The following is a 24,586-nucleotide window of genomic DNA, read 5'->3' as shown; positions in this document are numbered from 1 at the left end:
TGTCCTTATTCAGCGCGGCTGGATGGTCATTGGCAGGCCGGGCGATGGCCGCAGCGTGATCTTGGCCACCGGCGCCACCTTCGCGCCGGGCACCAGACGGGCGCGCAGCTTCTGCGCCAGCGTGGCGAGGATCAGTACCGCCTCGATCATGGCAAAGCCCTGCCCGATGCAGATGCGCGGGCCGGCGCCGAACGGCAGATAGGTATAGCGCCGGCGCTGCGCAGCCTTCTCGGGCGCGAAATTCTCCGGATCGAAGGCATCAGGATTCTGCCAGTAGAGCCGATGGCGATGCATGATATAGGGCGAGATGATCACCATGGTGCCGGGCGGGATGGCGATGTCGCCGAAACGATCCTCGGCCATCGCCTGCCGCGCCGTGGTATGCGCCGGCGGATACAGCCGCATCGCCTCTTCCAGCACCATGCGTGTATAGATCAGCTTGTCGTAATCGGCGTTGGTGGCCGCGCGACCGCCCAACACAGTATCGAGTTCGGCATGCAGCTTCGCCTCGACTTGCGGCGCATGGCTGAGCAGATACCAGGTCCAGGCCAACGTGGTGGCGGTGGTTTCATGGCCAGCGAGGAAGAAGGTCGCCATCTGGTCGCGCACTTCGCGGTCGTCCAGTGCAGCACCGGTCTCATCATCACGGGCCGCCAGCAGCAGGCCAAGCAGGTCATTGCCGAGTTCTGCGCGCTCGCGCCTGCGCTGGATCAGGCCGTTGATGATCGCATCCATCTCGGCCAGCGCGCGCTGGCCTTCGGCAGCAGCCGGACGCGGCACCCAGCGCGGTAGACCGATCAGGTCGGGGATATTGGGCCGCACCGTGGCCTGATAGCGATCCATCGCCTCACCCACCGCCGAGACATCCGTGCCATCATCGGAACCGAACATGGTGCGCGCGATGACATCCAGGGTCAGCAGCATCATCTGCTCGGCCATGTCGACATGGCAGGTCGGCGGCAGCGCGGCCAGCTTCCTCGCCAACCGTTCGGAATAATCCGTCATGATCGCGGCGAAGCCGGCAAGCCGGCGCGGCTGGAAGATCGGCGCCATCATGCGGCGCTGACGCTTCCACTCGGCGCCCTCGCTGGTGAGCAGCCCTTTGCCCAGTCCGGGCTCCAGCAACCGCTTGCCGACCGGATCGCGTTCGTAGTTGGCCGCGTTGTCGAGCATGACATGGCGGATCAGATCCGGGTGGTTGGCCAGGATCATCGGCTTGAAGCCGAGGCGATAGATAATGATGTCGCGCTCGAAGGCATCCTGCGTATAGGTGCCGATGGCATTCTCGCGCAGCGTCTTCAGCAGTTGCAGCAGCGGCAGGCGGCGTTCGTGCCGCGCCGGAAAGGCCGGGATAAAACCGAGATTGTCGCTGGCTGCTGCCGTCATGCGTTTACATCGTCGTGGTCATGCCGCCATCGACGGTGAGCAGATGGCCATTCACATAGCTTGCTGCCGGCGAGGCGAGGAACAGGGCCGCACCGGCCAGCTCGTCCGGCTTGCCCCAACGGCGCAGCGGTGTGCGGTCGTTGACGTATTTCACGAACTCGGCGTTCTTCATCAGCTCGGCATTCAGCTCGGTCTCGAAATAGCCGGGCGCAATGGCGTTGCAGGTGACACCCTTGGCGCCCAGTTCAGCAGCCAGCGACTTGGTGAGGCCGAGGATGCCGTGCTTGGCGGCGGAGTAAGCCGGAATATTGGCGCGACCCCAGACCGACATCACCGAGCCGATATTGATGATCCGGCCATAACCGCGCTTGGCCATCCCAAGGCCGGCGGCCTGCGCCAGCGCGAAGGGCGCGGTGAGATCGACTTCCAGCACCTGACGCCATTCTTCCAGCTGATACTCGGTCAGCGGTTTGCGGATATTCATACCGGCATTGTTGACCAGGATATCCAGGCTGCCATGAGTCTTCTGGATCGCCTCGATGGCGGCAAGGCCGGCCGGAATGTCAGCCACATCAAACGCCGCGACATCGACCAGGCCGTGCCTGCGCACCACATCGGCGGCGGCCTGCAGCGTTTCCATATGACGGCCGTTCAGGATCACCAGCGCGCCGGCCTCGGCGAACAGCTTGGCGAATTCCACACCGAAGCCGCGCGAGGCACCGGTGATCAGCGCCACCCGGCCAGTCAAATCGAACATCTGCTTGAGCATTGGTCCTCCCGGCGATTCTCTGTCTCTCGCCGAAGAGTTTACCGGTTTGAGGGCTGGACACCAGCCCGCCGCGCTTCCTACCATTTGGTTCGACTTAAGGGAGGACACCCATGCTGCGCTGCTATCAGGTGGCCGAGTTCGGCAAGCCGCTCGCCTTGAGCGAAAAGCCGCTGCCGCAGCCGAAAGGCCGCGAGGTTCTGGTTCGCGTCGAGAAATGTGGCGTTTGCCACAGCGACCTGCATATCTGGGAGGGCTTCTTCGACTTAGGGGGCGGCAAGCGCGTGGTGGCAGCCAATGGCGGCGCCGCGCTGCCGCTGACGCTGGGCCATGAGATCACCGGCACGGTGGCGGCCACCGGCCCTGACGCGACCACCGTGAAAGCCGGGCAGCGCAAGCTGGTATTTCCCTGGATCGGCTGCGGCACCTGCCCGCCCTGCCGCGACGGCAACGAGCATCTGTGCGGCGGTGCGCAGAAATCGCTCGGCATCTTCATCGACGGCGGCTATGCCAGCCATGTGCTGGTACCGGATGAGAGTTACCTGCTCGATATCGGCAGTCTCGACCCGGCGCTGGCGGCCACCTATGCCTGTTCCGGCCTGACCGCCTACTCGGCGCTCAGGAAAATCGGCCCGCTCAAACCCGACCACAGCCTGCTCATCGTCGGCGCCGGCGGCGTCGGGCTGAATGGCGTGGCGCTGGCCAAAGCCATGACCGGCATCGCACCCATCGTGGCCGATCTCGATCCGGCCAAGCGCGAGATGGCGCTGCAGCTCGGCGCGAAGGAGGCCATCGATCCGCGCGCCGATGGTGCGCTCAAGACATTGCTGAAAGCCACCGATGGCGTGATGGCGGCCATCGACTTCGCCGGCTCGAATTCCAGCTTCGACTTCGCCTATGGGGCCTTACGCAAGGCGGGGCATCTGGTGACGGTCGGGCTGCTGGGCGGCACGGCGACCTTGCCCATCGGCCTGCATGTGATGAAAAGCGTGCGGGTCAGTGGCAGTTATGTCGGCAGCCTGGTCGAGCTGAAGGAACTGCTGGCGCTGGCGCAGCAGACCGCGCTGCCGCCATTGCCGATCACGGCGGCACCGCTGGGCGCGGCTTATGAGTCGCTGGTGAAGCTGAAGGCCGGCCAGGTAGTGGGACGGATCGTGCTGGAGGCCTGACCGGGAACCCTCCGGCCGCGCAGGTGTTCCTTCCGGGACCTGGCCCGGAGGAAACCATGAAGCTGCAGAAAACTTACACTGCCTTGCTTGTCGCCGACCTTGCCGCGGCCGAAGACTGGTACACCAAGCTGCTTGGCCGCGGCCCGGATTTCCGGCCGATGGACACATGGGTGCAATGGGAACTCTCCGATCGGGGCGGACTGGCGCTCTCCACCGACGAGGAGATTTCCGGTACCGGCGTGATGTTCGTTGTCGTCGAGGATATCGCCGCCGAGCGGAACCGGCTGCAGACTCTGGGGATCGCGCTGGGACCAGACTTTCAGGGTGACTATTCGACGCTGGCGCAACTGCGCGATCCTGACGGCAACCTGTTCACGCTGGCGACGCCGCCCAAACCCTATCCGCCGGCATGACCTACAGAAACAGCGACAGCACGCCGGTATAGCCGTAGAGCCGCGACTGGGCGATCTCGCCGCCGCAATACATGCCGACCACCGGCAGGTCAGGGAACACGGCCTGGATGCGCGCAAGTTCGCTGGGCGACTGCACGAACTGGTCCTGGCAGCGTGCCATGCAGGAATACCAAAGGGCGCCGCGCGGCACGCGGTCGCCGCAGCGGCGTTTCAGTTCGGCCAGCATGCGGTCCATGTCGCGGCCGGCGGATTCAATGTCGCGGCGGCAGAAGAATATCTGGTCGCCCTCTTCCACCATCGCGCCAATGGCAATGCCGCCCGCCTGCGGATCGATGCCGATGATGTTGCGCACCAGATAGTCCGGGCGATCCGTGCCGCTGATCGGCAGCCCCACCATCAGACCGCTGCTGAGCTTGCGCAGGTCGGTGAGCGACTGCACGGCGAAGCTGTCGCGCAGCACGTCATAGGCCGGCTTGGTGTCGAGTTCGAGGATCACGTTGCCATCTGCCGCCGTGATCTCATGCACGCCGCCGACCTGGCTGCAGCCCTGCGTCAGGCTGGTCATCATCGGCTGCGCTTCGCTGAACATGATGCCCGACATGCCGCCTTCGATGCTGCCGCGCGCCCATTGCGGACGCGGCCCGCGCGCCGCCAACAGGCCGCCGACCAGATAGGCCCCGGCCGCCTCGGCGAAATCCTCGATCAGTTCGGGCAAGGCCGGCACCTGCGGATCGGCATGCACCACGCCGAGCCAGCCCTGCGGACGTTCCGTGGGTCGCGTGAAGACGGTGGCGCTGCCTTCGGGCACGGTGCCAACCAGACAGGCCACCACAGGCTCGTCACAATATTCCTTGTCACCGGCGGCGATGCTGTAGCCGCAGGCGCCAATCATGTTGGAAATGCCAGTGGCCTCGCTCAGCCGCTTCATGATCTGCGGCATGCGGTCGGCCATGCGGTCGCTGACATACACGAAGCCGACATTGGCGCTGTCGGCCAGCGGCATGAGCTGCAGCAGGCTGCCATCGACAGCCATGCGCCAGTCTTCCGCGGCGCCAACGCCGAGACGGAAGCGGGAGCCGGTCGTTTGTTCACTCATGCCGCACCTCCTGTGCTTCCCGTCACTCTATAACACTTCGCCATGGCCTGAGAATTCGCCAAACCATGAAATTATGCCATTGTTCCGCCCAAGGAGATTCTTCCGGGAGACGCCCATGACCCGCAAACTGCGCAATATTATTATTGCGTTTCTGATCCTCACGCTTGGCCCGATCGCAGCGATGGCCCAGACGGCCGACAGCCTCGTCGGCAAGTGGAAGACCATTGACGACGAAACCAACGCACCGCGCAGTATTGTCGAGATCACCGAAGCGAACGGCGAGTTGCAGGGCCGCATCCTGCAGATTTTCTATCGGCCCGATGAAAAACCCGATCCGGTCTGCGAGGCCTGCGAGGGCGAACGCAAGGACAGGCCGGTGATCGGCATGACCTTCCTCTGGGGCCTGAAACCCGACGGCAGCAATGAATGGGCCAGCGGCAGCGTGCTCGATCCGAAGAACGGCAAAATCTACAACGCCAAGGCTACGCTGACCGAAGCGGGGCAGAAACTGCGCCTGCGCGGCTTCATCGGCACGCCGATCCTGGGCCGCACGCAGATCTGGCTGCGCGAGCCCTAAAGGCCTGAGATTTTTCTCGCCAGCGCAGGCGAGAGTCCGATGCAGGAAACAGCCGGCGGCGCGTCATGTGCCGGCGCCGCAGGCTTCGTCCGTGCGACGGCTTCGGTCATGCGCACGCTGGCCTCGGTGCTGTCGATCAGCGGCACCGGCACCTGGTCGCGAATCGCGGCGCCCAGTCCTGCCAGTCCCGCGCCACCCAGGATCACTGTATCGGCGCCCGCGTCCGCTGCCGCGCGACAGGCCTGGGCCAGCAGCGCCAGAGAGCCTTCTGGATCGCGCGCGATGTCGCCGCCGGTCGGCGCCACGGTCTGTATCGAAGCAAGGCGATCCAGCAGACCGCGGCTGGCGACGAATTCACGCAGCATCGGGCCCCAGCGTTCGCCGCCGGTGACGATGCCGAAGTGCTTCCCCAGGCTGGCCGCAAGCTGGATCGAGGCATCGGCCATGCCAACCACTGGCACATCGCAAAGTTCACGCAGGCCATCGAGGCCGGGATCCCCGAAGCATGCCAGCAGCACGGCATCGAAATCGCCGTGCTGGTCGATTGCCTGGGCCCAGGCATCCAGCGCCGCATGGGCGGCAATCGCATAGGCGCTGCGCGTGGCGACATAGGCCGCGCCGAAACGGCCGGTCGCGCCAACAATTTCGGTGTCGGGTTCAACCATCTGGCGGGCGACGCCGAGTACCTTCTCGGTCACCGCAACCGTCGTGTTGGGATTGATCAGCAACAGCTTCATCAACCGAGCTCGAATGTGGTGATACCGTAGAGCCGCGCCATCTCGACCTGAGGCGCGACGCCCTTGTACATGCGGGCAGTTTCGAAATCGGGTTTCATGCCAAGGCTTTCGGCCAGTGTCACGGCAGCCGCGTTGGTTTCAGGCACATCGAGCCAGACCGGCCCGGTGATACTGGCGCATAATCCGGCCAGCAGCGCCCGCGCCTGCGTCGATGTCGCGGCATAGAGCGGGCCGATCTTGTGCCCCTGGCGGCAAGGCCGGATCACGCCGAGCCCGGCCAGTTCACCATCGGCGAGCGCCGCCAGCGCGCGATGGCCCGGAGCGGTGAGCCAGCCGGACACGAAGCCGTCGCGAGGTGCCGGAAAGAAACGGCGGTCATACTCCAGCAGCCTGTCGAAAGCGATCTCGCGTGCATCGACAAGGCCGGCAGCCGGCGCGCCGAAATCCGCCGCGCCGCCATACCGGATGTTGCGATGCGCCAGTTTGAAACCCGATTTGCGGTAATTGTCCTGCTGCGCCAGCACGCCATCGAGGCCGACGGTACGTCCTCTCAAATGCTGCAGCCCGGCTTCCCAGACGGCAAAGCCCCTGCCCTTGCCGCGCCAGCCCGGCGCCACGATGTAAAAACCGAGAAAGCCGTAACGATGGCCGTAGCGCACCACCGAGATGCAGGCGACGGGCTCGCCACCCTGCAGTCCGACGAGAAAGCCCTGCGGGTCGGCGGCATGGAACAGCCCGGCATCCTGCAGTCCGGGATTCCAGCCCTCGGCAGCGGCCCAGTCGACGGCGATGTCGAGCTGGGCGCGGTTCATCACCTGAATCGTGAAACCGTCGGTCATGGAAGCGATTATACGCCCCGGCCGGCATCGGAGCCATGCCGCGCCCGGCGCCAGCGCACAAAGGTGACGGCGCCGAGCGCCAGCACGATGATGACGAAGGAAAAGGCGCTGGTGACGGAGCCGAGCGCGTAGAGCACCGGCGTCGTCACATTGGTGGTCATGGCATAGATTTCCAGCGGCAGGGTATTGTCGGTGCCGGCCGTCATCAGCGTGCGGGCGAACTCGTCATACGACAGCGTGAGACCGAACAGCGCGATGCCGATCAGGCTGGGCAGGATGATCGGGATCACCACATGCTGGATCACCTGCCATGGCGAGGCGCCAAGATCACGCGCTGCTTCCTCGTATGATTTGTTGAAGCGGTTGAAAATGGCGAACATGATCAGCAGGCCGAATGGCAGCGTCCAGGTCAGATGCGCGCCGAGACCTGACCCATACCAGGTGGTGTCCCAGCCGATGATGCGGAACTGCAGTCCGATGCCGAGACTGACCAGGATCGAGGGCACGATCAGGCTGGCGATGGCCAGGTAGAAGATCACGCCAGAGCCGCGGAAACGGTGGCGGAAGGCCAGTCCGCCAGCCAGCGAGATCGCCACGGTGCACAGCATGACGATGACGCCGAGCGCGAAGCTGCGCGCGAAGCTGCCGGCGAAGTCGCCGACCATCTGCTTCTCGGTCAGATTGCGGAACCAGTTGAGCGACACGCCCCGCATCGGAAACGTCAATCCGCCTTCCGGCCCCTGGAAGGACAGGATGAAGATGGTCGACATCGGGCCGTAGAGAAACAGCACGAACAGGATGAAAAAGGCCCCCAGCACATAGAAGCTTTTCGGACGCGAGCGACCGTGCATCGCTCAGAGCTCCTTGCGGATATCGACGATCCGCATCATCGCGCCCACCATCAGCAGCACGACGATCAGCAGGATCACCGCATTGGCCGCCGCCGCCGGATACTGCAGCAGCGAAATGGCATTGGCCATCATCAGGCCGACGGAGGCGCTCTGCCCGCCACTCATGAAGCGCACGGTGACGAAATCGCCCATTACCAGGGTTACGACGAAGATCGACCCGATGGCGATGCCCGGCTTGCACAGCGGGATGATGACATTGGTCAGCACCTGCAGTCCGTTAGCACCGCCGTCATAGGCGGCCTCGATCAGCGAGCGGTCGATGCGCATCATCGAGTTGAAGATCGGTACGATCATGAACAGCGTGTAGAGATGCACGAAGGCCAGCACCACGGCGAAATCGGAGAACAGCAGGAATTCCAGCGGGTGGTCGACGATGCCTGCGCCGACCAGGGCGGAATTGAGCAGGCCGTTGCGCCCGAGGAAAGGAATCCAGGAAATCATCCGGATGATGTTGGAGGTCAGGAACGGCACGGTGCAGATCAGGAAGCAGGCGGTCTGCCAAGTATCACTGCGTACATGGAAGGCCAGGAAGTATGCGACCGTGAAGCCGATTGCCAGGGTCGCCACCCAAACGATGGCGGCGTAGCGTAATGTATTCAGATAGGTGCGCAGCGTGACCGGGCTGCCGAGCAGTTCCCGATAATTGGTCAGCACGAAATCAGGGATGATGCGGGCAAAGTCATAGTCCCAGAAACTGACCACCACGATGGTCAGGATCGGAATCACCAGGAAGGCGCCAAAGACGAAGGCCAGCGGCGCGACCTGCAGATAGGGTATGTAGCTCTTGGCCTGCATCGGAAGGTGGCCGCGCAGCGAACCTGCGCGGCCAGGCTCCATTTTACGCGGCGATGAACTCGTTCCACTTCTGGACCATGTAGCGGTCCTCGTCCATCACGGCATTCCAGCAGGCCACCTTGCCCATGCGGTTCTCGAAGGAACCGCCGTCGCGCACGGCGCCGGCCTTTTCCAGCAGCTTGCCATCCGGGCTCATGATGTCGGCGGCGGCCGGTTTGCCTTCCATCCAGAAGCCCCATTCCTCGGCGCTCATATGCTGCTTGGCGGTGTCCAGCACGGCCGAATAATAGCCCTGACGATTGAGATAAGCGCCGACCCAGCCCGAGAGATACCAGTTGATGTATTCATACGCCGCATCGAGTTCGAGGCCGCTCAGATGCTTGGCGATGCCAAGGCCACCACCCCAGGCGCGGTAGCCTTCGGCCAGCGGCTGGTAGACGCAGGGGATGCCTTTCGACTTCACGGCGGTGACAGCAGGCGACCACATCGACTGGATGATCACCTCGCCCGAGGCCATCAGGTTGACGGACTCGTCGAAGGTCTTCCAGAAGGCGCGGAACTGGCCGCTCTTCTTGGCGGCCGTCATGATCGCGATCGTCTTGTCGATCTCGGCCTTGGTCATGTTGCCCTTGTCGCCGTATTTGATCTCGCCCATCGACTCGCAGATCATCGCCGCGTCCATGATGCCAATCGACGGAATGTTCAGGATGGATGCCTTGCCCTTGAACTTGGGGTCCATGATGTCCTTCCAGTTGGCGATCGGCCGGCCAACCAGATCCGGACGGATGCCGAGCGTATCGGCGTTGTAGATGGTCGGGATCATGGTCATCCACTGGGTCTGCGACTTGGCGAACTTGGTGGAATCCTTGCCCTCGACGAAGCCGACGCTGTGCGGCGCTGTTCCTTGCGCGATCACGCTGTCGGGTTTGAGCTTGCCGCTCAGGAACAGCGGCACGATCTTGTCGACATTCTTGATCTTCTTGGTGTCCATCGGCTGCATCACGCCGGCCGGGAACACCTTCTTGCAGATCCAGTATTCGATATCGGCGATATCGAAGGATTTCGGCTGCGTGACCGCGCGCTGCGCCACCGCATCCGAGTCCAGCGCGGTCATCTGCAGGGTGATACCGGTGTCGGCCTTGCACTTCTCGGCAATGGCATTGAGGTTTGACACGCCGGTGCCGAACTGGCGCAAAGTGACATTCTTGATGTTCTGCGCCCAGATCGTAGGGAAACCGGTGATCGCGCCACTGCCGGCGGCAAGACCGAAACCTGCCGCGGCACCCTTCAGCACGGTGCGACGATTCACGCCGCGCGTCTTGCCCGCCATCTTGTCCTTACCCATGTCAGCCTCCGCTCTGGTTGATGCGGCTAACGCCGCTCGTTACCCCTCAAGGACGTGGATGTCCCCGAGTTTCCAAGACACCGCGACCGTGTCGCCGAGCGCGACCGGTGCGGCAAAGAACCTGTTCTCGCCGACAGCGACGAGGAATTCATTCTGATCGACGGCGTAATCGGTGGCGCCGGCCGGGCTGATGCCGACATGCACGACGCTGCCGAGATATTCCACGGCGCGGACAGTGCCGCTGAAACCGGTCTCGCCGGCCGCTGCCGGCGCCAGCACTGCACGGTCGGCACGCACCGAAATCTTCCGCGCACCCTCGCTGACGATGTTGTGGCCGCCGATGAAGCGGGCGACAAAGGCCGTGCGCGGGTGGTTGAAGACCGCACGGGCCGAATCCGCCTGCTCGATGCGTCCCTTGTTCATCACCACCACCAGATCGGCCAGCGCCATGGCCTCTTCCTGGCTGTGCGTGACATGGATGAAGCTGATGCCAAGCTCCTTCTGCAGGCGCTTGAGCTCCTCGCGCATTTTCGCGCGCAGGAAGGGATCGAGCGCCGACAGCGGTTCGTCGAGCAGCAGCACGCTGGGACCGGTGATCAGCGCGCGCGCCAGCGCGATGCGCTGCTGCTGGCCACCGGACAGTTGCGCCGGCAGGCGGGCCGCATAGTCCTGCATGTCAACCAGCCGGAGCATTTCCATCGCACGGCTGCGACGCTCCGGCTTTGCCACGCCCTTCATTTTCAGGCTGAAGGCAACATTGTCGACACAATCAAGATGCGGGAACAATGCATAATTCTGGAACATCATCGCCGTGCCGCGCCTGGCCGGCGGCAGGTCGTTGACCACGGTATTGCCCAGCAGGATGTCGCCGTCGCTGACATCCTCGTGGCCGGCAATCATGCGTAGCGTGCTGCTCTTGCCGCAGCCGCTGGGACCGAGCAGGCAGCAATAGGTGCCGGCAGGGATTTTCAGGCTGATCGAGTCGACCGCAACCGCGCCGCCATAGCGTTTGAGCACGGCCGCAAGTTCGATATCGCCCTTCTCCGCCATCGCTCCCTTTCGACTTCCCGCTGGTTGCGGGTTGTCGATGCAAGGCAGATGCCAGCCGCCGGTTGCGGCCATAACTGGCATTAACCGTGCAGAATTGTCTCCAGCTGCGGCGGTCGGGCCGGACTGTGATCAAGATTTGGGCGGAATTGACTTGCCTGCTTGGGAAAGCGGCGGTTGGCCTATTCGCCGGCAGCAGCCAGATCAGGAAAGACCTGCGCGACGAAACGCGGATAGGTTTCCGCGATCTCCGCCGCAATGCGCGTACGGAGCAGTGTGAGCGTGGCCGCATCGGGAACTGCCGTGCTCGGGACCTCATCCGCACAGTCAAACTCGAAGCCGGTATTGTCGCGCACTTCTTCCACGGTATGGCCGGGATGCACGCTGTCGAGCCGGAAGCGGCGCTTGTCGCGGTCGAAGGCAAACCAGCAGAGATTGGTGAGCAGTCCGATCGGCCCGCCGGGACGATAGGTGCCGTCATTCTTCGGCCCGGCCGAGGAAATGAAATCCACCGTCTGCACCAGTACGCGGCGCGTATGTTCCTCGCGGAACAGGATCACGCGCGGCACCAGATAATAGAGGTAGCCTGAACCGAACGAGCCGGGCCAGCGTACGGCAGTCTGCGGATATTCACCACCGGCACCGACCAGATTGATATTGGCCTCGCCGTCGATCTGGCCGCCACCGAGGAAAAAGGCGTCGAGGCGTCCCTGCCCGGCGAGATCGAACAACTCGACACCGCCATCGCAGAGGAAATCGTTGCGCACGCTGCCGAGCACATTGACGCGCATGCGGCCGTTCGATTGCGCGCGGGCCAGCAGCGCGCCAGCGCCGGGAATCGGCGAGGAGGCGCCGGTGGCGACCAGACGGCAGCCCTGCAGCAGGCGGGCAATCGTGGTGATCAGCAGTTCCTGGCGGCTGAAGCTGGTCATTCGGCGGCTTTCTGGTCCTGCACGAAACGGTCGCAGTAGCCGGCGAAACCTTCGGCGGTGCGCGCCATCTCGCCATAGAGCTTCAGATGGTCTTCGTCATACTCGTAGATATCCCACAGCTTGATCGGCCAGGCCCCGCGCGGCGCTTCGGCAATGCCGCCTATATAGGCCGCGGTCAGCGTGCCGGCCGCAGATTCCTCGCTGGCCAGAAGATCGACGTCGCGAATTTCCTCGACCGTCACCAGCGACTGCGTCGCGGCATGCGCCATCGCCACCAGTTCGCGGCGGCGACCGATGAAGATATTGCCGTTGCGGTCGGCAAACGGCGCATGGAAGATCGCAAAATCGGGGCGTATCGCCGGCAGCAGCACGACCGGGTCTTCATCTTTCGAGAAGGGATTGTCGATCACCGTCCAGTCGGGGCGGTTCTTCAGCAGGTCGGTGCCGAGCAGACCACGCAGCGGCATGAAGGGAATGCCCTTGCCGCCGGCCTGGATCGCGGCATGCACTGCCGGACAGGTGGCGTCCATCATACGGAACGCGCCAGCCTTGAGTGCAGCCTGGAAACGATAGGCCGTGCCGTATTCGCCCAGCGTGATCGCCGAAGTTTCCACCGCGCCGAGGCAGCCCGCACCGGCCAGCATCTCGACCTGCAGACCGGAGACCGGCACGCAGACCACGTGCAGGTCGCGCAAACCGCAGCGGATCATCGCGCGGGTCAGCGCCATGGCGACGCCGGAGTAATCCGGCGGCACGGCGATCTTGGCGCCATTGGGAATCTGCGCCGCAAGCTGGTCCAGGCCGTGTACCGGCACTTGTCCGAGGTCTCTGGTCATTGCGCTGCCTCCGCCTACTCACACCATTGTGGCGCAAGACGCGGCGAAGGCAATGCCTAACCTATGCTCATCAGGCTGGCATTGCCGCCAGCGGCAGCGGTATTGGTGCTGACCGACCGCTCGATCACCAGCCATTCGAGCGGATAGTCTTCTGCCGGGGACATCACGGCGTAGACCGGCACCACCTGCGGCTGGCTCTCAGCCAGCGCGGTGGCAATACCCGCCAGCGCATCGCCATCACCCTCATACAGCACGGCAGAGATACGCTTGCCGGGCGCCTCGTGGCCGATCAGCGCACGCAGATCGGCCGGCAGTGTATCGAACACATCGGCATGGGCCGCACCGGTCGGCAGAACCACAGGATTGCCGGTGGCGAAGGCTGCACCGACCTGCAGCAGCAGACCGGAGACACTCCGCGCCATGCAGCGCAGTGTGCCGCGCGGCAACAGGGCATAGGCATTGCGCTCACCCACGGGACCCGGCAGCTCGCGGCTGAAACCGAGCGGGCTTCGTGCGGTATAGCTGCGGCAGCGCTCGGCCTCGCCGGTAAAGCCCCGGCTCTCCAGCCAGGCCACGTATGCCTCCGCCACTTTATTGCTGCTGCCCTTCAGGTCCACCGCGGGTAAAGCCGAGAGCAGGCGACGCAGATAGAGCGGCCCGCCGGCCTTGGGCCCGGTGCCGGACAGGCCATGGCCGCCGAAGGGCTGCACGCCCACCACCGCACCGATGATGTTGCGATTAATGTAGAGATTGCCGGCCTCGATACGCTGCGCGACATGGGCGATGGTCTCGTCGATGCGGCTGTGCAGGCCGAAGGTGAGCCCATAACCGGAAGCATTGATCGCATCAACCAGCTTGTCGAGGTCCTGCCGCTGGTAACGCACCACATGCAGGACCGGACCGAAGACTTCCGCCTTAAGGTCGGACAGCCTGGCCAGTTCGATGATGGTCGGCGGCACGAACGTACCATGCCGCGCCGAGGCGGGCAGCGGCAGCTGTTCGATGCGGCATTTCATGGCGCGCATCGCCTCGATATGCGTGAGAATGTTCTGCTGTGCCGCCGGCGTGATGACAGGCCCGACATCAACCGACAGGCGATCCGGTGAGCCCATTGAGAGTTCGGCCAGTCCGCCCTTGAGCATGGTGAGCATGCGGTCGGCGACATCTTCCTGGAGACAGAGCACGCGCAAGGCCGAGCAGCGCTGCCCAGCCGAGTCAAACGCCGAGGCCAGCACATCTGCGACGACCTGTTCGGGCAGTGCGGATGAATCGACGATCATCGCATTCAGCCCGCCGGTCTCCGCGATCAGCGGCACCGGATGGCCATCGGGCAGCAAACGATTGGCGAGCTGTTTCTGGATCAGGCGCGCCACCTCGGTTGAGCCGGTGAACATCACGCCGCGAATGCGCGCGTCTCCCACCAGCGCAGCGCCGATGCGGCTATCGCCGGGCAGCAACTGCACGGCACCCATCGGCACGCCGGCCTCGTGCAGGATCTGCACGGCCTGCGCGGCGATCAACGGGGTTTCTTCCGCCGGCTTGGCCAGCGCGACATTTCCGGCCGCGAGAGCCGCCGCGACCTGACCAGTGAAAATCGCCAGCGGGAAATTCCACGGACTGATACAGACCACCGGCCCGAGCGGGCGATGCGTATCGGCGGAGAAAGTTTCCGCAACCTGAGCCGCATAGTAACGCAGGAAATCGACCGCCTCGCGCACCTCGCCGATGGCATTGGGCAGCGATTTACCAGCCTCGCGCACGATCAGGCCGAGCAGCAGCGGCATGCGGCTTTCCAGCAGGTCGGCGGCACGCAGCAGGCACTGCGCGCGTTCGGCCGGTGGTGTCGACTGCCAGATCGGCGCAGCGGCCGTGGCGTGATCGACGGCGCGCACAGCCTGTGCCGGTGTCGCCTCGATCACCTGTCCGACGATGTCGGCGCGGTTGGCTGGATTGCGCAACGCCACGCCCTCGCCGCTGTCGGCCGGGCCGTCGGCCAGCAGCGGCACGGCGCGCCACGAGCGGTCGGCGCTGGACAGCAGGGCGGCTGACAACGAGGCCAACTGCTGCTCGTTGGACAGATCAAGTCCGGCCGAGTTGCGGCGCGCGCCGAGGATGTCCTGCGGCTGGGCGATCTTGGAATGCGACGCACCAAGCGGCTGGATTGCCTTGGCGGCCTCGATGGGATCGGCGATCAGGCGGTCGAGCGAAATCTCCTTGTCGGCAATCTGGTTGACGAAGGAGGTATTGGCGCCGTTTTCCAGCAGGCGGCGCACCAGATAGGCCAGCAGGGTTTCATGCGTGCCGACCGGGGCATAGATGCGACACGGTCGATTGAGTTTCTCGCGGCCGACCACCTCTTCATACAGCGGCTCGCCCATGCCATGCAGGCACTGGAATTCATACTGGCCGGGATAATAGTTCGCGCCGGCCATGGCATGGATGGTGGCCAGCGTCTGCGCGTTATGCGTGGCGAATTGCGGAAAGACCGCATCGGGTGCGGCCAGCAGTTTGCGAGCGCAGGCGAGATACGACACGTCGGTGTGGATCTTGCGCGTATAGACCGGGAAGCCTTCGAGGCCATCGACCTGTGCGCGCTTGATCTCGCTGTCCCAGTAAGCGCCCTTCACCAGCCGCACCATCACGCGATGCCCGCTGCGCCGCGCCAGGTCGATCAGCCATTCGATCACGAAAGGCGCACGCTTCTGATAGGCCTGCACCACGAAGCCGATGCCGTTCCATCCCACGAGTTCGCTGTCGAAACAGAGGCTTTCCAGCAGGTCGAGCGAGATGTCGAGGCGGTCGGCTTCCTCGGCGTCGATGTTCAGCCCGATATCGTAGCGCCGCGCCAGCAGGGTGAGTGCCTTCAACCGCGGCAGCAGTTCGGCCTTCACACGTTCGAGATTGGCGCGGTTGTAACGCGGATGCAGCGCCGACAGCTTCACGGAAATTCCCGGCCCATCATAGATGCCGCGCTTCGCCGCCGCCTTGCCGATGGCGTGGATCGCCTGTTCGTAATCGGCAAAGTAACGCCGCGCATCGGCCGCGGTCGCCGCCGCCTCGCCGAGCATGTCGTAGGAATAGCGGAAGCCCTGCGCTTCCCATGGCCGGCTGTTGGCCAGCGCCTCGGCAATGGTCTGGCCGGTGACGAACTGTTCGCCCATCATCCGCATGGCGATATCGACGCCCTTGCGGATCAGCGGCTCACCGCCTTTGGCAATCAGTTTGGTCAGCGCGGTCGACAGCGACCTGCCGCTGCTGGTGCCAGTCAGCCGTCCGGTGATGAGAAGTCCCCAGGTGGCGGCATTCACAAATAGCGACGGGCTGTGGCCGAGATGCGCCTCCCAGTCGCCATGGCCGATCTTGTCGCGGATCAGCGCATCGCGCGTGGCGCGATCCGGGATACGCAGCAGCGCCTCGGCCAGGCACATCAGCGCCACGCCTTCCTGGCTGGACAGCGAATATTCGTGGATCAGGCCCTCGACGCCGCCGGACTGGCTTTTCTCACGCAATGCTTCCACGAGTTTCCGCGCGAGATCACGGGCCGCAGTCGTGACCGGCTTGGGCAGCGTGGCATCGGCGATCAGCAGCGGCAGGCATTCGGTTTCGGGCCGGCGATAGGCGGCAGTGATCCTGGCGCGCAGCACGCTCTGCGGCTGCACCGTCTGGGCAAACTCGAGGAATGGCGGCAGCGCAGTCTCGGCCGCCACCGGCGTATCCGTGATATCGACGGCCGGGGCCAGCAATTCGTTCAGTGCCTCGCCCCGCTCGACGCGGTCGAGTACCGAGAAGATGCCCTGCTTGATCAGCCAGTGCGGCGAGCGGCCGATGCCATCGGCGGCGCGTTTCAGCCGCGCCTTCAGGTCTTCGTCGATCTTCACGCCGATGGTGGTAACGGCCATGCCAGGGACTCCTGCGACTCCGGCGCAAAGGCGCAACCGGCTGACAGCCAGCATTCCCAAAAGGCGCAACCCAGTCAACAGGTGAGGCGCAACCAATATTAAAGCCTTGATATTCATAGAGAACGACTTGAGTATTGGCAGCAGACAGGGAGGAAAAGCCGGACATGGCCTGGGATCTTGGCCCATCGATTGCGATCCGCAACGAGGCGCATTTCGGCGACCGGGTGGTGCGCTGTTTCACCGAGCGCGCGCCACACACCTATGCGATCTTCACCGCGACGCTCTCGCGCCATCCCGACAACGAAGCCCTGGTCGCCGGCGACACCCGCCTGACCTATCGCCAGCTGGCCGCCGAGTCTGATCGCGTTGCCGCAGGGCTGGTGGCTGCCGGCATTAAAGCTGGCGACCGCGTCGGCATGCTGCTTGGCAACCGTGTCGAGTTCGTCACCACGCTACTGGCCTGCCTGCGCATCGGCGCGATCTGCGTGCCGCTTGGCACCCGGCTGCAGACACCCGAGATCGCCTATATCCTCGACCATGCCGGCGCGGCCCTGCTGGTACATGAAGCCGACCTCGCCGAGCGCCTGCCGCCGCCAACCGAGCTGCCCAAACTGCGGCGTCGTTTCTCGGCCGGCGGCGACTGCGCCGGCTCGGAGCCTTTTTCCGGTTTGCCGAAGCAGGATGCGGTCCCTGCGGCCACTGATCCGGCCGAAGAGGACATCGCCGTGATTCTCTATACCTCCGGCACCACCGGCCGGCCGAAAGGCGCGATGCTCGCGCATGTCAACATCGTGCATTCCGCCCTGCATTTTCAGTATTGCATGGGGCTGACGCCGGCCGATCGCTCGCTGCTGGCGGTGCCGGCCAGCCATGTCACCGGGCTGATCGCGATCATCGTCACCGCCTGGCAGGGCGGCGGCGCAGTGATCATGGTGCCGGACTTCAAGGCGCGCGAGTTTCTGCCGCTGGCGGCAAAAGAGAAGCTGACGCACACCATCATGGTGCCGGCGATGTACAACCTTTGCCTGCTGCAGCCGGATTTCGACCAGCATGATCTCTCCAGCTGGCGCGTCGGCGGCTATGGCGGTGCACCGATGCCGCAGGCCACGATTGCGGCCCTGGCGCAGAAGCTGCCGCAGCTCGGCCTGATGAATGCCTATGGCGCCACCGAGACCACCTCACCCACCACGATGATGCAGCCGGAAAAAAGCGCCACGCATTCCGACAGCGTGGGACTGGAAGCGCCCTGCGCCGAGGTGATCGTGGTGGATCCGGAAGGCCGCGAAATGCCGCGCGGCGAAACCGGTGAGATCTGGATTCGCGGCCCGATGGTGGTGCCAGGCTACTGGGACAATGCCGCTGCCACGGCGCGCGAATTCACCGACGGGTTCTGGCATTCGGGCGATATCGGCTCGATCGATGCCGAGGGCTTCGTGCGCGTCTTCGACCGCGTGAAGGACATGATCAACCGTGGCGGCTACAAGATCTTCTCCGTCGAGGTGGAAAATGTGCTGAGCCACCACGCGGGCGTGCTGGAAAGCGCCATCATCGCCAAACCCTGTCCGGTGCTGGGCGAGCGCGTGCATGCCTTTGTCACCCGCAAGGAGGGTACGCTGAGCGAGTCGGATCTCAAGAGCTTCTGCGCCAGCCGGCTGGCCGACTACAAGGTACCGGAGACCTTCACCCTGCTGGACGAGCCGCTGCCCCGGAATGCCAACGGCAAGCTGCTGAAACGGGTGCTGCGCGAGCGGCTGCCGGCCGCTTAAACGCGGCCCGGAAAAGAAAAAGGCCGGCCAACAGCTAAGCTATTGACCGGCCTTCAGAATTTGGGGCGAGGAACGGGACTTGAACCCGCGACCCCCAGAGCCACAATCTGGTGCTCTAACCAACTGAGCTACCCCCGCCACAGGAAGCCGCTTCTTAACCGCCCTGCCCGGCGGGGTCAAGCCATTGTAACGCCGCCGCGACACCCGTCAGGGTTTCCCAGGCCTCAGACTTTGGCCGCCATTTCAGTATCTTGCGGGAAAATCGGGGGTTCGCTAAGACAAGCTTATGAGTAGCTTCTGGCTGATCATGGCGGCATTGCTGATTGGCGTGCCCGGCGCGACGTTTATTGTGCTGCATCTCATCGCGCAGCACAAAAAGCAGGTCATGGCCTATGAGTGGAGCTCGGCGGAAGTCGTGCGCCGCGGCCAGCGCATGGACGAGCTGGAAAAGCTGAGCAAGACGGCGCAGAGCAAAATCACCGAACTGACCAAGCAGAAGTTCGAACTGGAAGCCCAGATTGCCAAGCTGGAGAAGCTGGCCAGCGAAGCTGTGGCGCAGGAAACCAATACCAAGACCTTCAGCATCGGCATCTTCAATTCGGAAGTCCGCCGCGCCCATATGATGGGCGAGAAGCATCGCCAGCTCGACGACAAATGGGGCGATATCAATTACGTCGAACTGAACGGCACCAGCGAAGATGAAGTGCGGCGCGTCATCATGCGCAAATTCCCGCCCGAGCGCGGCTTCGTGATTGAATCCGTGCAGATGGTGAAGAAGACCGGCTAGTCCGGACTCTCTGTATTCAGCCGCGACGCTTCCACCAGAATCTCCAGACCGGTTTCATTGTCGATCTCGCCGCGTGGCGCCACCGGCCAGTGCCAGCTTTTCTCCGGTGCCGGCAACTTCACGCCCAGCACCGCACTTTCGCTCAACACCACCTCGCCTGCCCGGCTGCGCCAGATGCGGCGCGCATCGGCGATCAGCCCGACTGGACAGGTAAAGGCCTCAAGCCCGCGCAGATGCGCCTGCAGGATGGCGCGGCCAAATGTTTCGGCCGACTGCAGCGTCATGCCCTGGCGCTGCACATATTCCATCGGCAGCAGCGGCAGCTGCGACAACAGGTTGAGCGACAGCACGCAATCGGGCGGCACCGGATCGAGATCGGCCATGGCATCAGCCTGCGGAATCGGCAGCGGCATGCCGAGCCGCCATTCTGAGAGCGGCCGCACCACGCCGGTGACATCGGCCAGCTTCAGTTCCACATTGGGCCAGCGCCGGGCGGCGACACGCGCCTGCGGCAGCCAGGCGATATCGTAAACCACCACGCGTTTGAACAGAGCGCTCAGCTCAGTCAGCGGCAGGTCGGACAGCGTGCCGCCGCCGAGCAGCCAGACGGTGTCGCGACGGCGGCAGGCCGCGACCGTCTTCAGCGCAAAGTCGCGGGTGTTGCTTTCATGCTCGGCCCAGTCGCGGGTCCAGCGGCGGCGGCGCGACCACAGGCTGACGGCGGCGCGGGCATAGCCCAGCTGCCGTGCCGGCTTGGTCGCCTGCGTTCCCGTCCACACCAGCATCTCGGCCAACATGGACGGAGTGTAGCGCTATTCGGCGGCGGATTTCACTGCCTGGCCGAAGCGCGCCTTGATCTGATCCGCCGTGTAGTAACCGCGCTCAAGGTCGCGGGCCAGATCGGCCGGATCGCGTTTGGCCGGATTACCGTAGCCGCCGCCGCCCGGGGTGGAGACATGCAGGCGGTCGCCCACTGCGATCTCGATATCCTGGTCCTTGGACAGATGCGGCGGCACGTAAGAGCCCTTCGCGGTCTCGACCCGTACGGTGTTGAGGCCGCCGTCTTCACCGCCTAGCACGCCGCGCGGCCCGCTGCGGCCATGGTCCATCACCATGGAGGCGCGGGCCTCGCCACGGCGCAAACGAATGGTGTAGTTGACGCCGAAGCCGCCGCGGTGCTCGCCAGCGCCGCCGGAGCCTTCATGCAGCGAATATTCCTCGAACAGCACAGGATAATACTGCTCCATCACCTCGATCGGCGTGGTCTTGGAAATGCCGATGGTCGAGCAGCCGTTGCTGATGCCGTCGCCGCCATGCCAGCCGCCATAACCGCCACCTGAGATCACATACATCACATAGGAGCGATCGCGCTTGGGGTCGTAGCCGCCGAGCGCCAGATTGCCCGAGGTGCCGGCGGGCGCGGCGAACAGCCGGTCGGGCATCGCCTGCACCAGCGCGTTGAACACCGCTTCGGCGATGCGCTGGCTCACTTCGGCCGCGCAGCCCGAAACCGAGCGCGGATATTTGGCATAAAGGAACGTGTCATGCGGATCGAGCACTTTCAGCGGCTCGAAGGTACCCGCATTGATCGGCACATCGGGGAAGATGTGCTTTACGGCGAGATAGATCGACGAATAGGTCGTCGCGATCACGCTGTTCATCGGGCCACGACAGGGCGGACTGGAGCCTGTCATGTCGAAATGCATTTCCTCGTCCGCTTTGGTGACCTTCATCTTGATCACCAGCGGCTCGTCGACCACGCCGTCGGAATCGACCATGGCTTCGCCATGATAGACGCCGTCGGGAATGGTGCGAATGCGGGCGCGCATCTGCTGGCTGGCGCGCTGCTTCAGTTCCTCGATGGCCTGCTCGACAACCTCGGCGCCGTAGCGATCCAGCAAGGCGGTCAGGCGCTTCTCGCCGATGGTGAGCGCTGCCGCCTGCGCCTTGATGTCGCCGATCCGCTGGTCGGCGATGCGGATGTTGCTGAGGATGATGGAGAGGATTTCCTCGTCCAGCTTGCCTTCCTTGTAGAGCTTGACCGGCGGCAGGCGCAGGCCTTCCTGCTCCACTTCGGTGGCATTGGCCGAGAAACCGCCCGGCACCATGCCGCCGATATCAGGCCAGTGCCCGGTATTGGAGAGCCAGGAAAACAGCCTGCCCTTGTAGAAGAAGGGTTTCACGAAACGCACATCCATCAGATGCGTGCCGCCCAGATAGGGATCGTTGACGATATAGACATCGCCCGGCTTGGGCGCGAGCACCGGTGTCTTGCGCGCGCGCTCGATCACGGCCTGGGTGGAAAACTGCATGGTGCCTACGAAAACCGGCAGGCCGAGTTCGCCCTGCGCGATCAGTTCTCCGGTCTCGCCATGATAGATGCCATCAGAGCGGTCGAGTGCTTCCGAGATCACCGGCGAAAACGCCGCGCGGCAAAATGCCAGATCCATCTCGTTGCAGACCTGCTGCAGGCCGTTCTGGATCACAACAAGTGTGACGGGATCGATCGGTTTTTTCGCCATGGTCCCTACTCCGCGCTCACGGATACGATCAGGTTGCCGAGCTTGTCCACAGTCACGCTATTGCCCGGGTCGATAACAACCGTGGTGTCGAGCTGTTCGAGGATGGCAGGGCCGGCAAAGCTGACATCGCGCGGCAGCCGTTCGCGGTCATAGACCGGCGTCTCCTGCCAGCCGCCGGCTTCATACCAGACCTGCCGGCTGCCCTTCTTTGCGTCAGCGACATCCCTGGCCGGTTCGGCAGAGAGCAGACGGTCCAGCGACAGACGCGGCCGGCGGCCGATCACGGCAGTATGAAGATTGACCAGCACGGCGCGGATCTCGGGCAGTTCAACCTCGAAGCGTTGCCAGTAGGCCTCCTCAAAGGCCTTCTGCAGCGCGTCGCGGGAAATCTTCGGATCACTCACTGCCACGGTCAGCAGATGGCTCTGGCCCTGGAACTGCATGTCGGCGGTGTGCAGCACCTGGATTTCCTCGACCGCGACACCGTCGCGCTCCACCGTCGCCCGGCCCTCGGCCACCTGCTCGGCCAGCACTGTTTCTACCAGGCCGTCTTCCAGCACCGACAGCGGCTTGTTGACGGTCTTCACATAGTCATGCCGCAGATCGGCAACCACGCAGCCGAGCGCATTGGTGATACCGGGCCGTGCCGGGATCAGCAGCTTGGGAATGCCCAACTCACGCGCCAGAGCGGCAGAGTGCAGTGGCCCAGCGCCGCCGAAGGCGAACAATGCGAAATCGCGCGGATCATGGCCACGGCTTAAGCTCACCATGCGGATCGCACCGGCCATCTTGTCATTGGCGATGCGCAGGATGGCGGCAGCGGCCTCGTCGGTCTTGAGGCCGAGCGGCTTGCCGACGTCGCGATCAATCGCGTCCTTCACATCCTGCAGCGACACTTTGCTGTCGACCGCGAGCAAGCCATCAGGATTGAGCCGGCCGAGCACCAGATTGGCATCGGTGATCGTGGGGCGCGTGCCGCCACGGCCGTAGCAGATCGGGCCCGGCCGCGCGCCGGCGCTTTCCGGGCCGACCTGCAGCATGCCGGCCTCGTTGATGAAGGCGATCGAACCACCGCCCGCACCGATGGTATGCACATCCACCATCGGCACATGGATCGGCATGGCATATTCGAGTTCCAGTTCCGACGAGACCTGCGGCACACCATCCTGGATCAGCCCGACATCCGAGGACGTGCCGCCCATGTCGTAGGTGATTACGTTGGGCAGCCCGGCGGCGCGCGCGGTATAGGCCGCCGCCATCACGCCCGAAGCCGGACCCGACATCACGGTATTCACGGCAGTCTCGGCAACGATTCCGGCAGCGATGGTTCCGCCATTGCCCTGCATGACGAGAAGATCCCGTCCAAAGCCCTTGCTCTTCAGCTCGCCGTTCAGCCGTTCGATATAGCGATGCAGCACCGGCTGCACGCTGGCATTCACGCAGGCGGTCGTACCGCGTTCGTATTCTCGGTATTCCGACAGCAGCTGATGTCCGGCAGTGATATAGCGGTTCGGCCAGACTTCGGCGGCGATTTCCAGCGCGCGCTTTTCGTGACTCGGATTGATGTAGCTGTGCAGGAAATGGATCACCAGTGCTTCGCAGCCGGCGGCCTTCAGCTGCTCGGCAGCGGCGCGCACGGCGGCCTCGTCCAGCGCGATGACCACATCGCCATCGGCATCCATGCGCTCGGGCACTTCCAGCCGCCACTGGCGCGGCACCAGCGGCTCGAACCGCCCGGTCAGGCCATAAGGTGTCGGCCGGGTGCGGCGGCCGAGTTCCAGGCTGTCGCGGAAGCCTTTCGTGGTGATCAGACCAATCTTGGCCACCTTGCGCTCGAGCAGGGCGTTGGTCGTCGTCGTCGTGCCATGCACGATGGTATCGGTCTCGGCCAGGGCGATGCCGCCCTTCTCCAGCGCGGCGAGCACGCCGAAGGCCTGGTTGTCCAGCGTGGTCGGCACCTTCGCCAGTGCCACCTTGCCCAACTGCGGTTCGATGCCGATCAGGTCGGTGAACGTGCCGCCGACGTCGATTCCGACAATCCAGCCCATACTGCGAGACTCCTCAAACCGACAGATACTGTTCGCGCACCGCTGCATCGGCGGCGAGTTCGGCCATCGTGCCCGAATAGCGGATACGGCCCTTCTCAATGATGTAAGCGCGATCGGCCACCATCTGGGCGAAATGCAGGTTCTGCTCCGACAGCAGCACGCAAAGCCCTTCGGCCTTCAACTGGAGGATCGTGCGCGCCATTTGCTCGACGATCACCGGGGCCAGGCCTTCCGAGGGTTCGTCCAGCAGGATCAGGCGCGGATTGCCCATCAGGCTGCGGGCAATGGTCAGCATCTGCTGCTCGCCGCCGGACATCCTGCCGCCGGGACGATCCTTCATCCTGCCGAGATTGGGAAACAGCTCGAACAGGCGTTCCGGCGTCCAGGTTGGCGCACCGTCGCGCGGCTTCTGCCGGCCGACTTCCAGATTCTCCATCACGTTAAGATCCGTGAAGATGCGGCGATCTTCCGGCACATAGCCCAGGCCCAGCCGTGCGATGCGATGTGGCGACAGATGGTCGATGCGCGCACCATCGAAGCTGATCGTACCGCTTTCGGCTGGCACCAGGCCGATCACCGACTTCATCGTGGTGGACTTGCCGGCGCCATTGCGGCCCAGCAGCACGACCACTTCGCCAGCCTGCGCCTTGAGCGCCAGATCAGACAGGATATGCGCACGGCCGTAATAGGTGTTGAGGCCCTCGACGGTCAGCAT

The 24,586-nt window shown here is 64.1% G+C and carries 21 protein-coding genes and 1 tRNA gene; 5 read left to right on the top strand and 17 right to left on the bottom strand.

The window, feature by feature from the left end:
• Positions 1–9 precede the first annotated feature (9 nt).
• Both FNB15_RS14250 and FNB15_RS14245 read right to left on the bottom strand, forming a co-directional pair.
• Complete coding sequence (locus FNB15_RS14250) at positions 10–1,386, bottom strand: cytochrome P450 (RefSeq protein WP_144069343.1); 1,377 nt, start codon at positions 1,384–1,386, stop codon at positions 10–12.
• Positions 1,387–1,390: 4 nt separating this feature from the next.
• Positions 1,391–2,155, bottom strand: a complete 765-nt coding sequence (locus tag FNB15_RS14245) for an SDR family oxidoreductase (RefSeq protein ID WP_144069342.1) — start codon at positions 2,153–2,155, stop codon at positions 1,391–1,393.
• A 110-nt stretch (positions 2,156–2,265) separates the two neighbouring features.
• On the opposite strand from FNB15_RS14245, the gene FNB15_RS14240 reads away from it, so the two are divergent.
• Together FNB15_RS14240 and FNB15_RS14235 are read left to right on the top strand one after the other, a co-directional pair.
• Complete coding sequence (locus tag FNB15_RS14240) at positions 2,266–3,321, top strand: alcohol dehydrogenase (RefSeq protein ID WP_144069341.1); 1,056 nt, start codon at positions 2,266–2,268, stop codon at positions 3,319–3,321.
• A gap of 56 nt (positions 3,322–3,377) precedes the next feature.
• Entirely contained in the window at positions 3,378–3,734 is a 357-nt protein-coding gene (locus tag FNB15_RS14235) for a VOC family protein (RefSeq protein WP_144069340.1), read from the top strand.
• 1 nt (position 3,735) lies between these two features.
• On the opposite strand, the gene FNB15_RS14230 is transcribed toward FNB15_RS14235, so the two are convergent.
• Positions 3,736–4,830: an FIST signal transduction protein gene (locus FNB15_RS14230; protein ID WP_144069339.1), complete on the bottom strand. Its 1,095-nt coding sequence runs from the start codon at positions 4,828–4,830 to the stop codon at positions 3,736–3,738.
• Between the two features lie 115 nt (positions 4,831–4,945).
• Here FNB15_RS14230 and FNB15_RS14225 point away from each other — a divergent pair, with 115 nt between their 5' ends.
• Positions 4,946–5,407 carry a DUF2147 domain-containing protein gene (locus FNB15_RS14225; protein WP_144069338.1) on the top strand — a complete coding sequence of 154 codons (462 nt, stop codon included), beginning with the start codon at positions 4,946–4,948 and terminating at the stop codon, positions 5,405–5,407.
• On the opposite strand, the gene FNB15_RS14220 is transcribed toward FNB15_RS14225, so the two are convergent.
• The 9 genes from FNB15_RS14220 to putA form a co-directional block, all read right to left on the bottom strand.
• On the bottom strand, positions 5,404–6,144 hold the full coding sequence (locus FNB15_RS14220; protein ID WP_144069337.1) for an aspartate/glutamate racemase family protein: 741 nt from the start codon (positions 6,142–6,144) through the stop codon (positions 5,404–5,406). The genes FNB15_RS14225 and FNB15_RS14220 overlap by 4 nt on opposite strands.
• Entirely contained in the window at positions 6,144–6,983 is an 840-nt protein-coding gene (locus FNB15_RS14215) for a GNAT family N-acetyltransferase (RefSeq protein WP_144069336.1), read from the bottom strand. The genes FNB15_RS14220 and FNB15_RS14215 overlap by 1 nt, the downstream gene beginning before the upstream one ends.
• An 8-nt stretch (positions 6,984–6,991) precedes the next feature.
• Positions 6,992–7,834, bottom strand: coding sequence for an ABC transporter permease (locus FNB15_RS14210; protein WP_144069335.1), 843 nt, complete (start codon positions 7,832–7,834; stop codon positions 6,992–6,994).
• Between the two features lie 3 nt (positions 7,835–7,837).
• On the bottom strand, positions 7,838–8,731 hold the full coding sequence (locus FNB15_RS14205) for an ABC transporter permease (RefSeq protein WP_144069334.1): 894 nt from the start codon (positions 8,729–8,731) through the stop codon (positions 7,838–7,840).
• A 1-nt stretch (position 8,732) separates the two neighbouring features.
• A complete protein-coding gene (locus FNB15_RS14200) occupies positions 8,733–10,034 on the bottom strand; it encodes an ABC transporter substrate-binding protein (protein WP_144069333.1) in 1,302 nt (433 codons plus the stop codon).
• Positions 10,035–10,073: 39 nt separating this feature from the next.
• Positions 10,074–11,084 carry an ABC transporter ATP-binding protein gene (locus FNB15_RS14195; protein WP_144069332.1) on the bottom strand — a complete coding sequence of 337 codons (1,011 nt, stop codon included), beginning with the start codon at positions 11,082–11,084 and terminating at the stop codon, positions 10,074–10,076.
• A gap of 179 nt (positions 11,085–11,263) precedes the next feature.
• Positions 11,264–12,013 (bottom strand): CoA-transferase, encoded by a 750-nt coding sequence (locus tag FNB15_RS14190; RefSeq protein WP_144069331.1) that lies wholly within the window; start codon positions 12,011–12,013, stop codon positions 11,264–11,266.
• Positions 12,010–12,849, bottom strand: a complete 840-nt coding sequence (locus FNB15_RS14185; protein ID WP_144069330.1) for a CoA transferase subunit A — start codon at positions 12,847–12,849, stop codon at positions 12,010–12,012. The genes FNB15_RS14190 and FNB15_RS14185 overlap by 4 nt, the downstream gene beginning before the upstream one ends.
• Before the next feature lie 56 nt (positions 12,850–12,905).
• On the bottom strand, positions 12,906–16,748 hold the full coding sequence (gene putA / locus FNB15_RS14180; RefSeq protein WP_144069329.1) for a trifunctional transcriptional regulator/proline dehydrogenase/L-glutamate gamma-semialdehyde dehydrogenase: 3,843 nt from the start codon (positions 16,746–16,748) through the stop codon (positions 12,906–12,908).
• 164 nt (positions 16,749–16,912) lie between these two features.
• Between putA and FNB15_RS14175 the strand changes: the two genes are divergently transcribed.
• Entirely contained in the window at positions 16,913–18,514 is a 1,602-nt protein-coding gene (locus FNB15_RS14175) for a class I adenylate-forming enzyme family protein (RefSeq protein WP_144069328.1), read from the top strand.
• A gap of 61 nt (positions 18,515–18,575) precedes the next feature.
• Here the strand turns inward: FNB15_RS14175 and FNB15_RS14170 are convergent.
• Positions 18,576–18,652: transfer RNA gene (locus FNB15_RS14170), tRNA-His, on the bottom strand.
• Positions 18,653–18,800: 148 nt separating this feature from the next.
• Here FNB15_RS14170 and FNB15_RS14165 point away from each other — a divergent pair.
• Positions 18,801–19,301 (top strand): hypothetical protein, encoded by a 501-nt coding sequence (locus tag FNB15_RS14165; protein ID WP_144069327.1) that lies wholly within the window; start codon positions 18,801–18,803, stop codon positions 19,299–19,301.
• Here the strand turns inward: FNB15_RS14165 and FNB15_RS14160 are convergent.
• Genes FNB15_RS14160 through FNB15_RS14145 form a run of 4 tightly spaced genes read right to left on the bottom strand, consistent with a single transcriptional unit; the run spans position 19,298 to position 24,586 of the window.
• Entirely contained in the window at positions 19,298–20,098 is an 801-nt protein-coding gene (locus tag FNB15_RS14160; protein WP_144069326.1) for a hypothetical protein, read from the bottom strand. The two genes, FNB15_RS14165 and FNB15_RS14160, sit on opposite strands and share 4 nt — an antisense overlap.
• A 15-nt stretch (positions 20,099–20,113) precedes the next feature.
• Positions 20,114–21,823 carry a hydantoinase B/oxoprolinase family protein gene (locus FNB15_RS14155; protein ID WP_144069325.1) on the bottom strand — a complete coding sequence of 570 codons (1,710 nt, stop codon included), beginning with the start codon at positions 21,821–21,823 and terminating at the stop codon, positions 20,114–20,116.
• Between the two features lie 5 nt (positions 21,824–21,828).
• Positions 21,829–23,871: a hydantoinase/oxoprolinase family protein gene (locus FNB15_RS14150; protein ID WP_144069324.1), complete on the bottom strand. Its 2,043-nt coding sequence runs from the start codon at positions 23,869–23,871 to the stop codon at positions 21,829–21,831.
• Between the two features lie 13 nt (positions 23,872–23,884).
• The gene (locus FNB15_RS14145; RefSeq protein ID WP_144069323.1) at positions 23,885–24,586 is read right to left on the bottom strand and encodes an ABC transporter ATP-binding protein; all 702 of its coding nucleotides are present in this window, start codon (positions 24,584–24,586) and stop codon (positions 23,885–23,887) included.

The organism is Ferrovibrio terrae (assembly GCF_007197755.1).
Lineage (GTDB): Bacteria > Pseudomonadota > Alphaproteobacteria > Ferrovibrionales > Ferrovibrionaceae > Ferrovibrio > Ferrovibrio terrae.
The sequence above is the reverse complement of the archived record's forward strand: the minus strand, read 5'-3'. Positions and strand labels throughout refer to the sequence as shown.

What these genes read in the sequence shown, in the direction of transcription:
- FNB15_RS14175 (WP_144069328.1), top strand. Translation starts at nt 16,913, where the DNA reads ATGGCCTGGGATCTTGGCCCATCGATTGCGATCCGCAACGAGGCGCAT.
- FNB15_RS14200 (WP_144069333.1), bottom strand. Translation starts at nt 10,034, where the DNA reads ATGGGTAAGGACAAGATGGCGGGCAAGACGCGCGGCGTGAATCGTCGC.
- FNB15_RS14250 (WP_144069343.1), bottom strand. Translation starts at nt 1,386, where the DNA reads ATGACGGCAGCAGCCAGCGACAATCTCGGTTTTATCCCGGCCTTTCCG.
- FNB15_RS14230 (WP_144069339.1), bottom strand. Translation starts at nt 4,830, where the DNA reads ATGAGTGAACAAACGACCGGCTCCCGCTTCCGTCTCGGCGTTGGCGCC.
- FNB15_RS14240 (WP_144069341.1), top strand. Translation starts at nt 2,266, where the DNA reads ATGCTGCGCTGCTATCAGGTGGCCGAGTTCGGCAAGCCGCTCGCCTTG.
- FNB15_RS14165 (WP_144069327.1), top strand. Translation starts at nt 18,801, where the DNA reads ATGAGTAGCTTCTGGCTGATCATGGCGGCATTGCTGATTGGCGTGCCC.
- FNB15_RS14155 (WP_144069325.1), bottom strand. Translation starts at nt 21,823, where the DNA reads ATGGCGAAAAAACCGATCGATCCCGTCACACTTGTTGTGATCCAGAAC.
- FNB15_RS14195 (WP_144069332.1), bottom strand. Translation starts at nt 11,084, where the DNA reads ATGGCGGAGAAGGGCGATATCGAACTTGCGGCCGTGCTCAAACGCTAT.
- FNB15_RS14205 (WP_144069334.1), bottom strand. Translation starts at nt 8,731, where the DNA reads ATGGAGCCTGGCCGCGCAGGTTCGCTGCGCGGCCACCTTCCGATGCAG.
- putA (WP_144069329.1), bottom strand. Translation starts at nt 16,748, where the DNA reads ATGGCCGTTACCACCATCGGCGTGAAGATCGACGAAGACCTGAAGGCG.
- FNB15_RS14185 (WP_144069330.1), bottom strand. Translation starts at nt 12,849, where the DNA reads ATGACCAGAGACCTCGGACAAGTGCCGGTACACGGCCTGGACCAGCTT.
- FNB15_RS14160 (WP_144069326.1), bottom strand. Translation starts at nt 20,098, where the DNA reads ATGTTGGCCGAGATGCTGGTGTGGACGGGAACGCAGGCGACCAAGCCG.
- FNB15_RS14215 (WP_144069336.1), bottom strand. Translation starts at nt 6,983, where the DNA reads ATGACCGACGGTTTCACGATTCAGGTGATGAACCGCGCCCAGCTCGAC.
- FNB15_RS14235 (WP_144069340.1), top strand. Translation starts at nt 3,378, where the DNA reads ATGAAGCTGCAGAAAACTTACACTGCCTTGCTTGTCGCCGACCTTGCC.
- FNB15_RS14220 (WP_144069337.1), bottom strand. Translation starts at nt 6,144, where the DNA reads ATGAAGCTGTTGCTGATCAATCCCAACACGACGGTTGCGGTGACCGAG.
- FNB15_RS14245 (WP_144069342.1), bottom strand. Translation starts at nt 2,155, where the DNA reads ATGCTCAAGCAGATGTTCGATTTGACTGGCCGGGTGGCGCTGATCACC.
- FNB15_RS14145 (WP_144069323.1), bottom strand. Translation starts at nt 24,586, where the DNA reads ATGCTGACCGTCGAGGGCCTCAACACCTATTACGGCCGTGCGCATATC.
- FNB15_RS14150 (WP_144069324.1), bottom strand. Translation starts at nt 23,871, where the DNA reads ATGGGCTGGATTGTCGGAATCGACGTCGGCGGCACGTTCACCGACCTG.
- FNB15_RS14190 (WP_144069331.1), bottom strand. Translation starts at nt 12,013, where the DNA reads ATGACCAGCTTCAGCCGCCAGGAACTGCTGATCACCACGATTGCCCGC.
- FNB15_RS14225 (WP_144069338.1), top strand. Translation starts at nt 4,946, where the DNA reads ATGACCCGCAAACTGCGCAATATTATTATTGCGTTTCTGATCCTCACG.
- FNB15_RS14210 (WP_144069335.1), bottom strand. Translation starts at nt 7,834, where the DNA reads ATGCACGGTCGCTCGCGTCCGAAAAGCTTCTATGTGCTGGGGGCCTTT.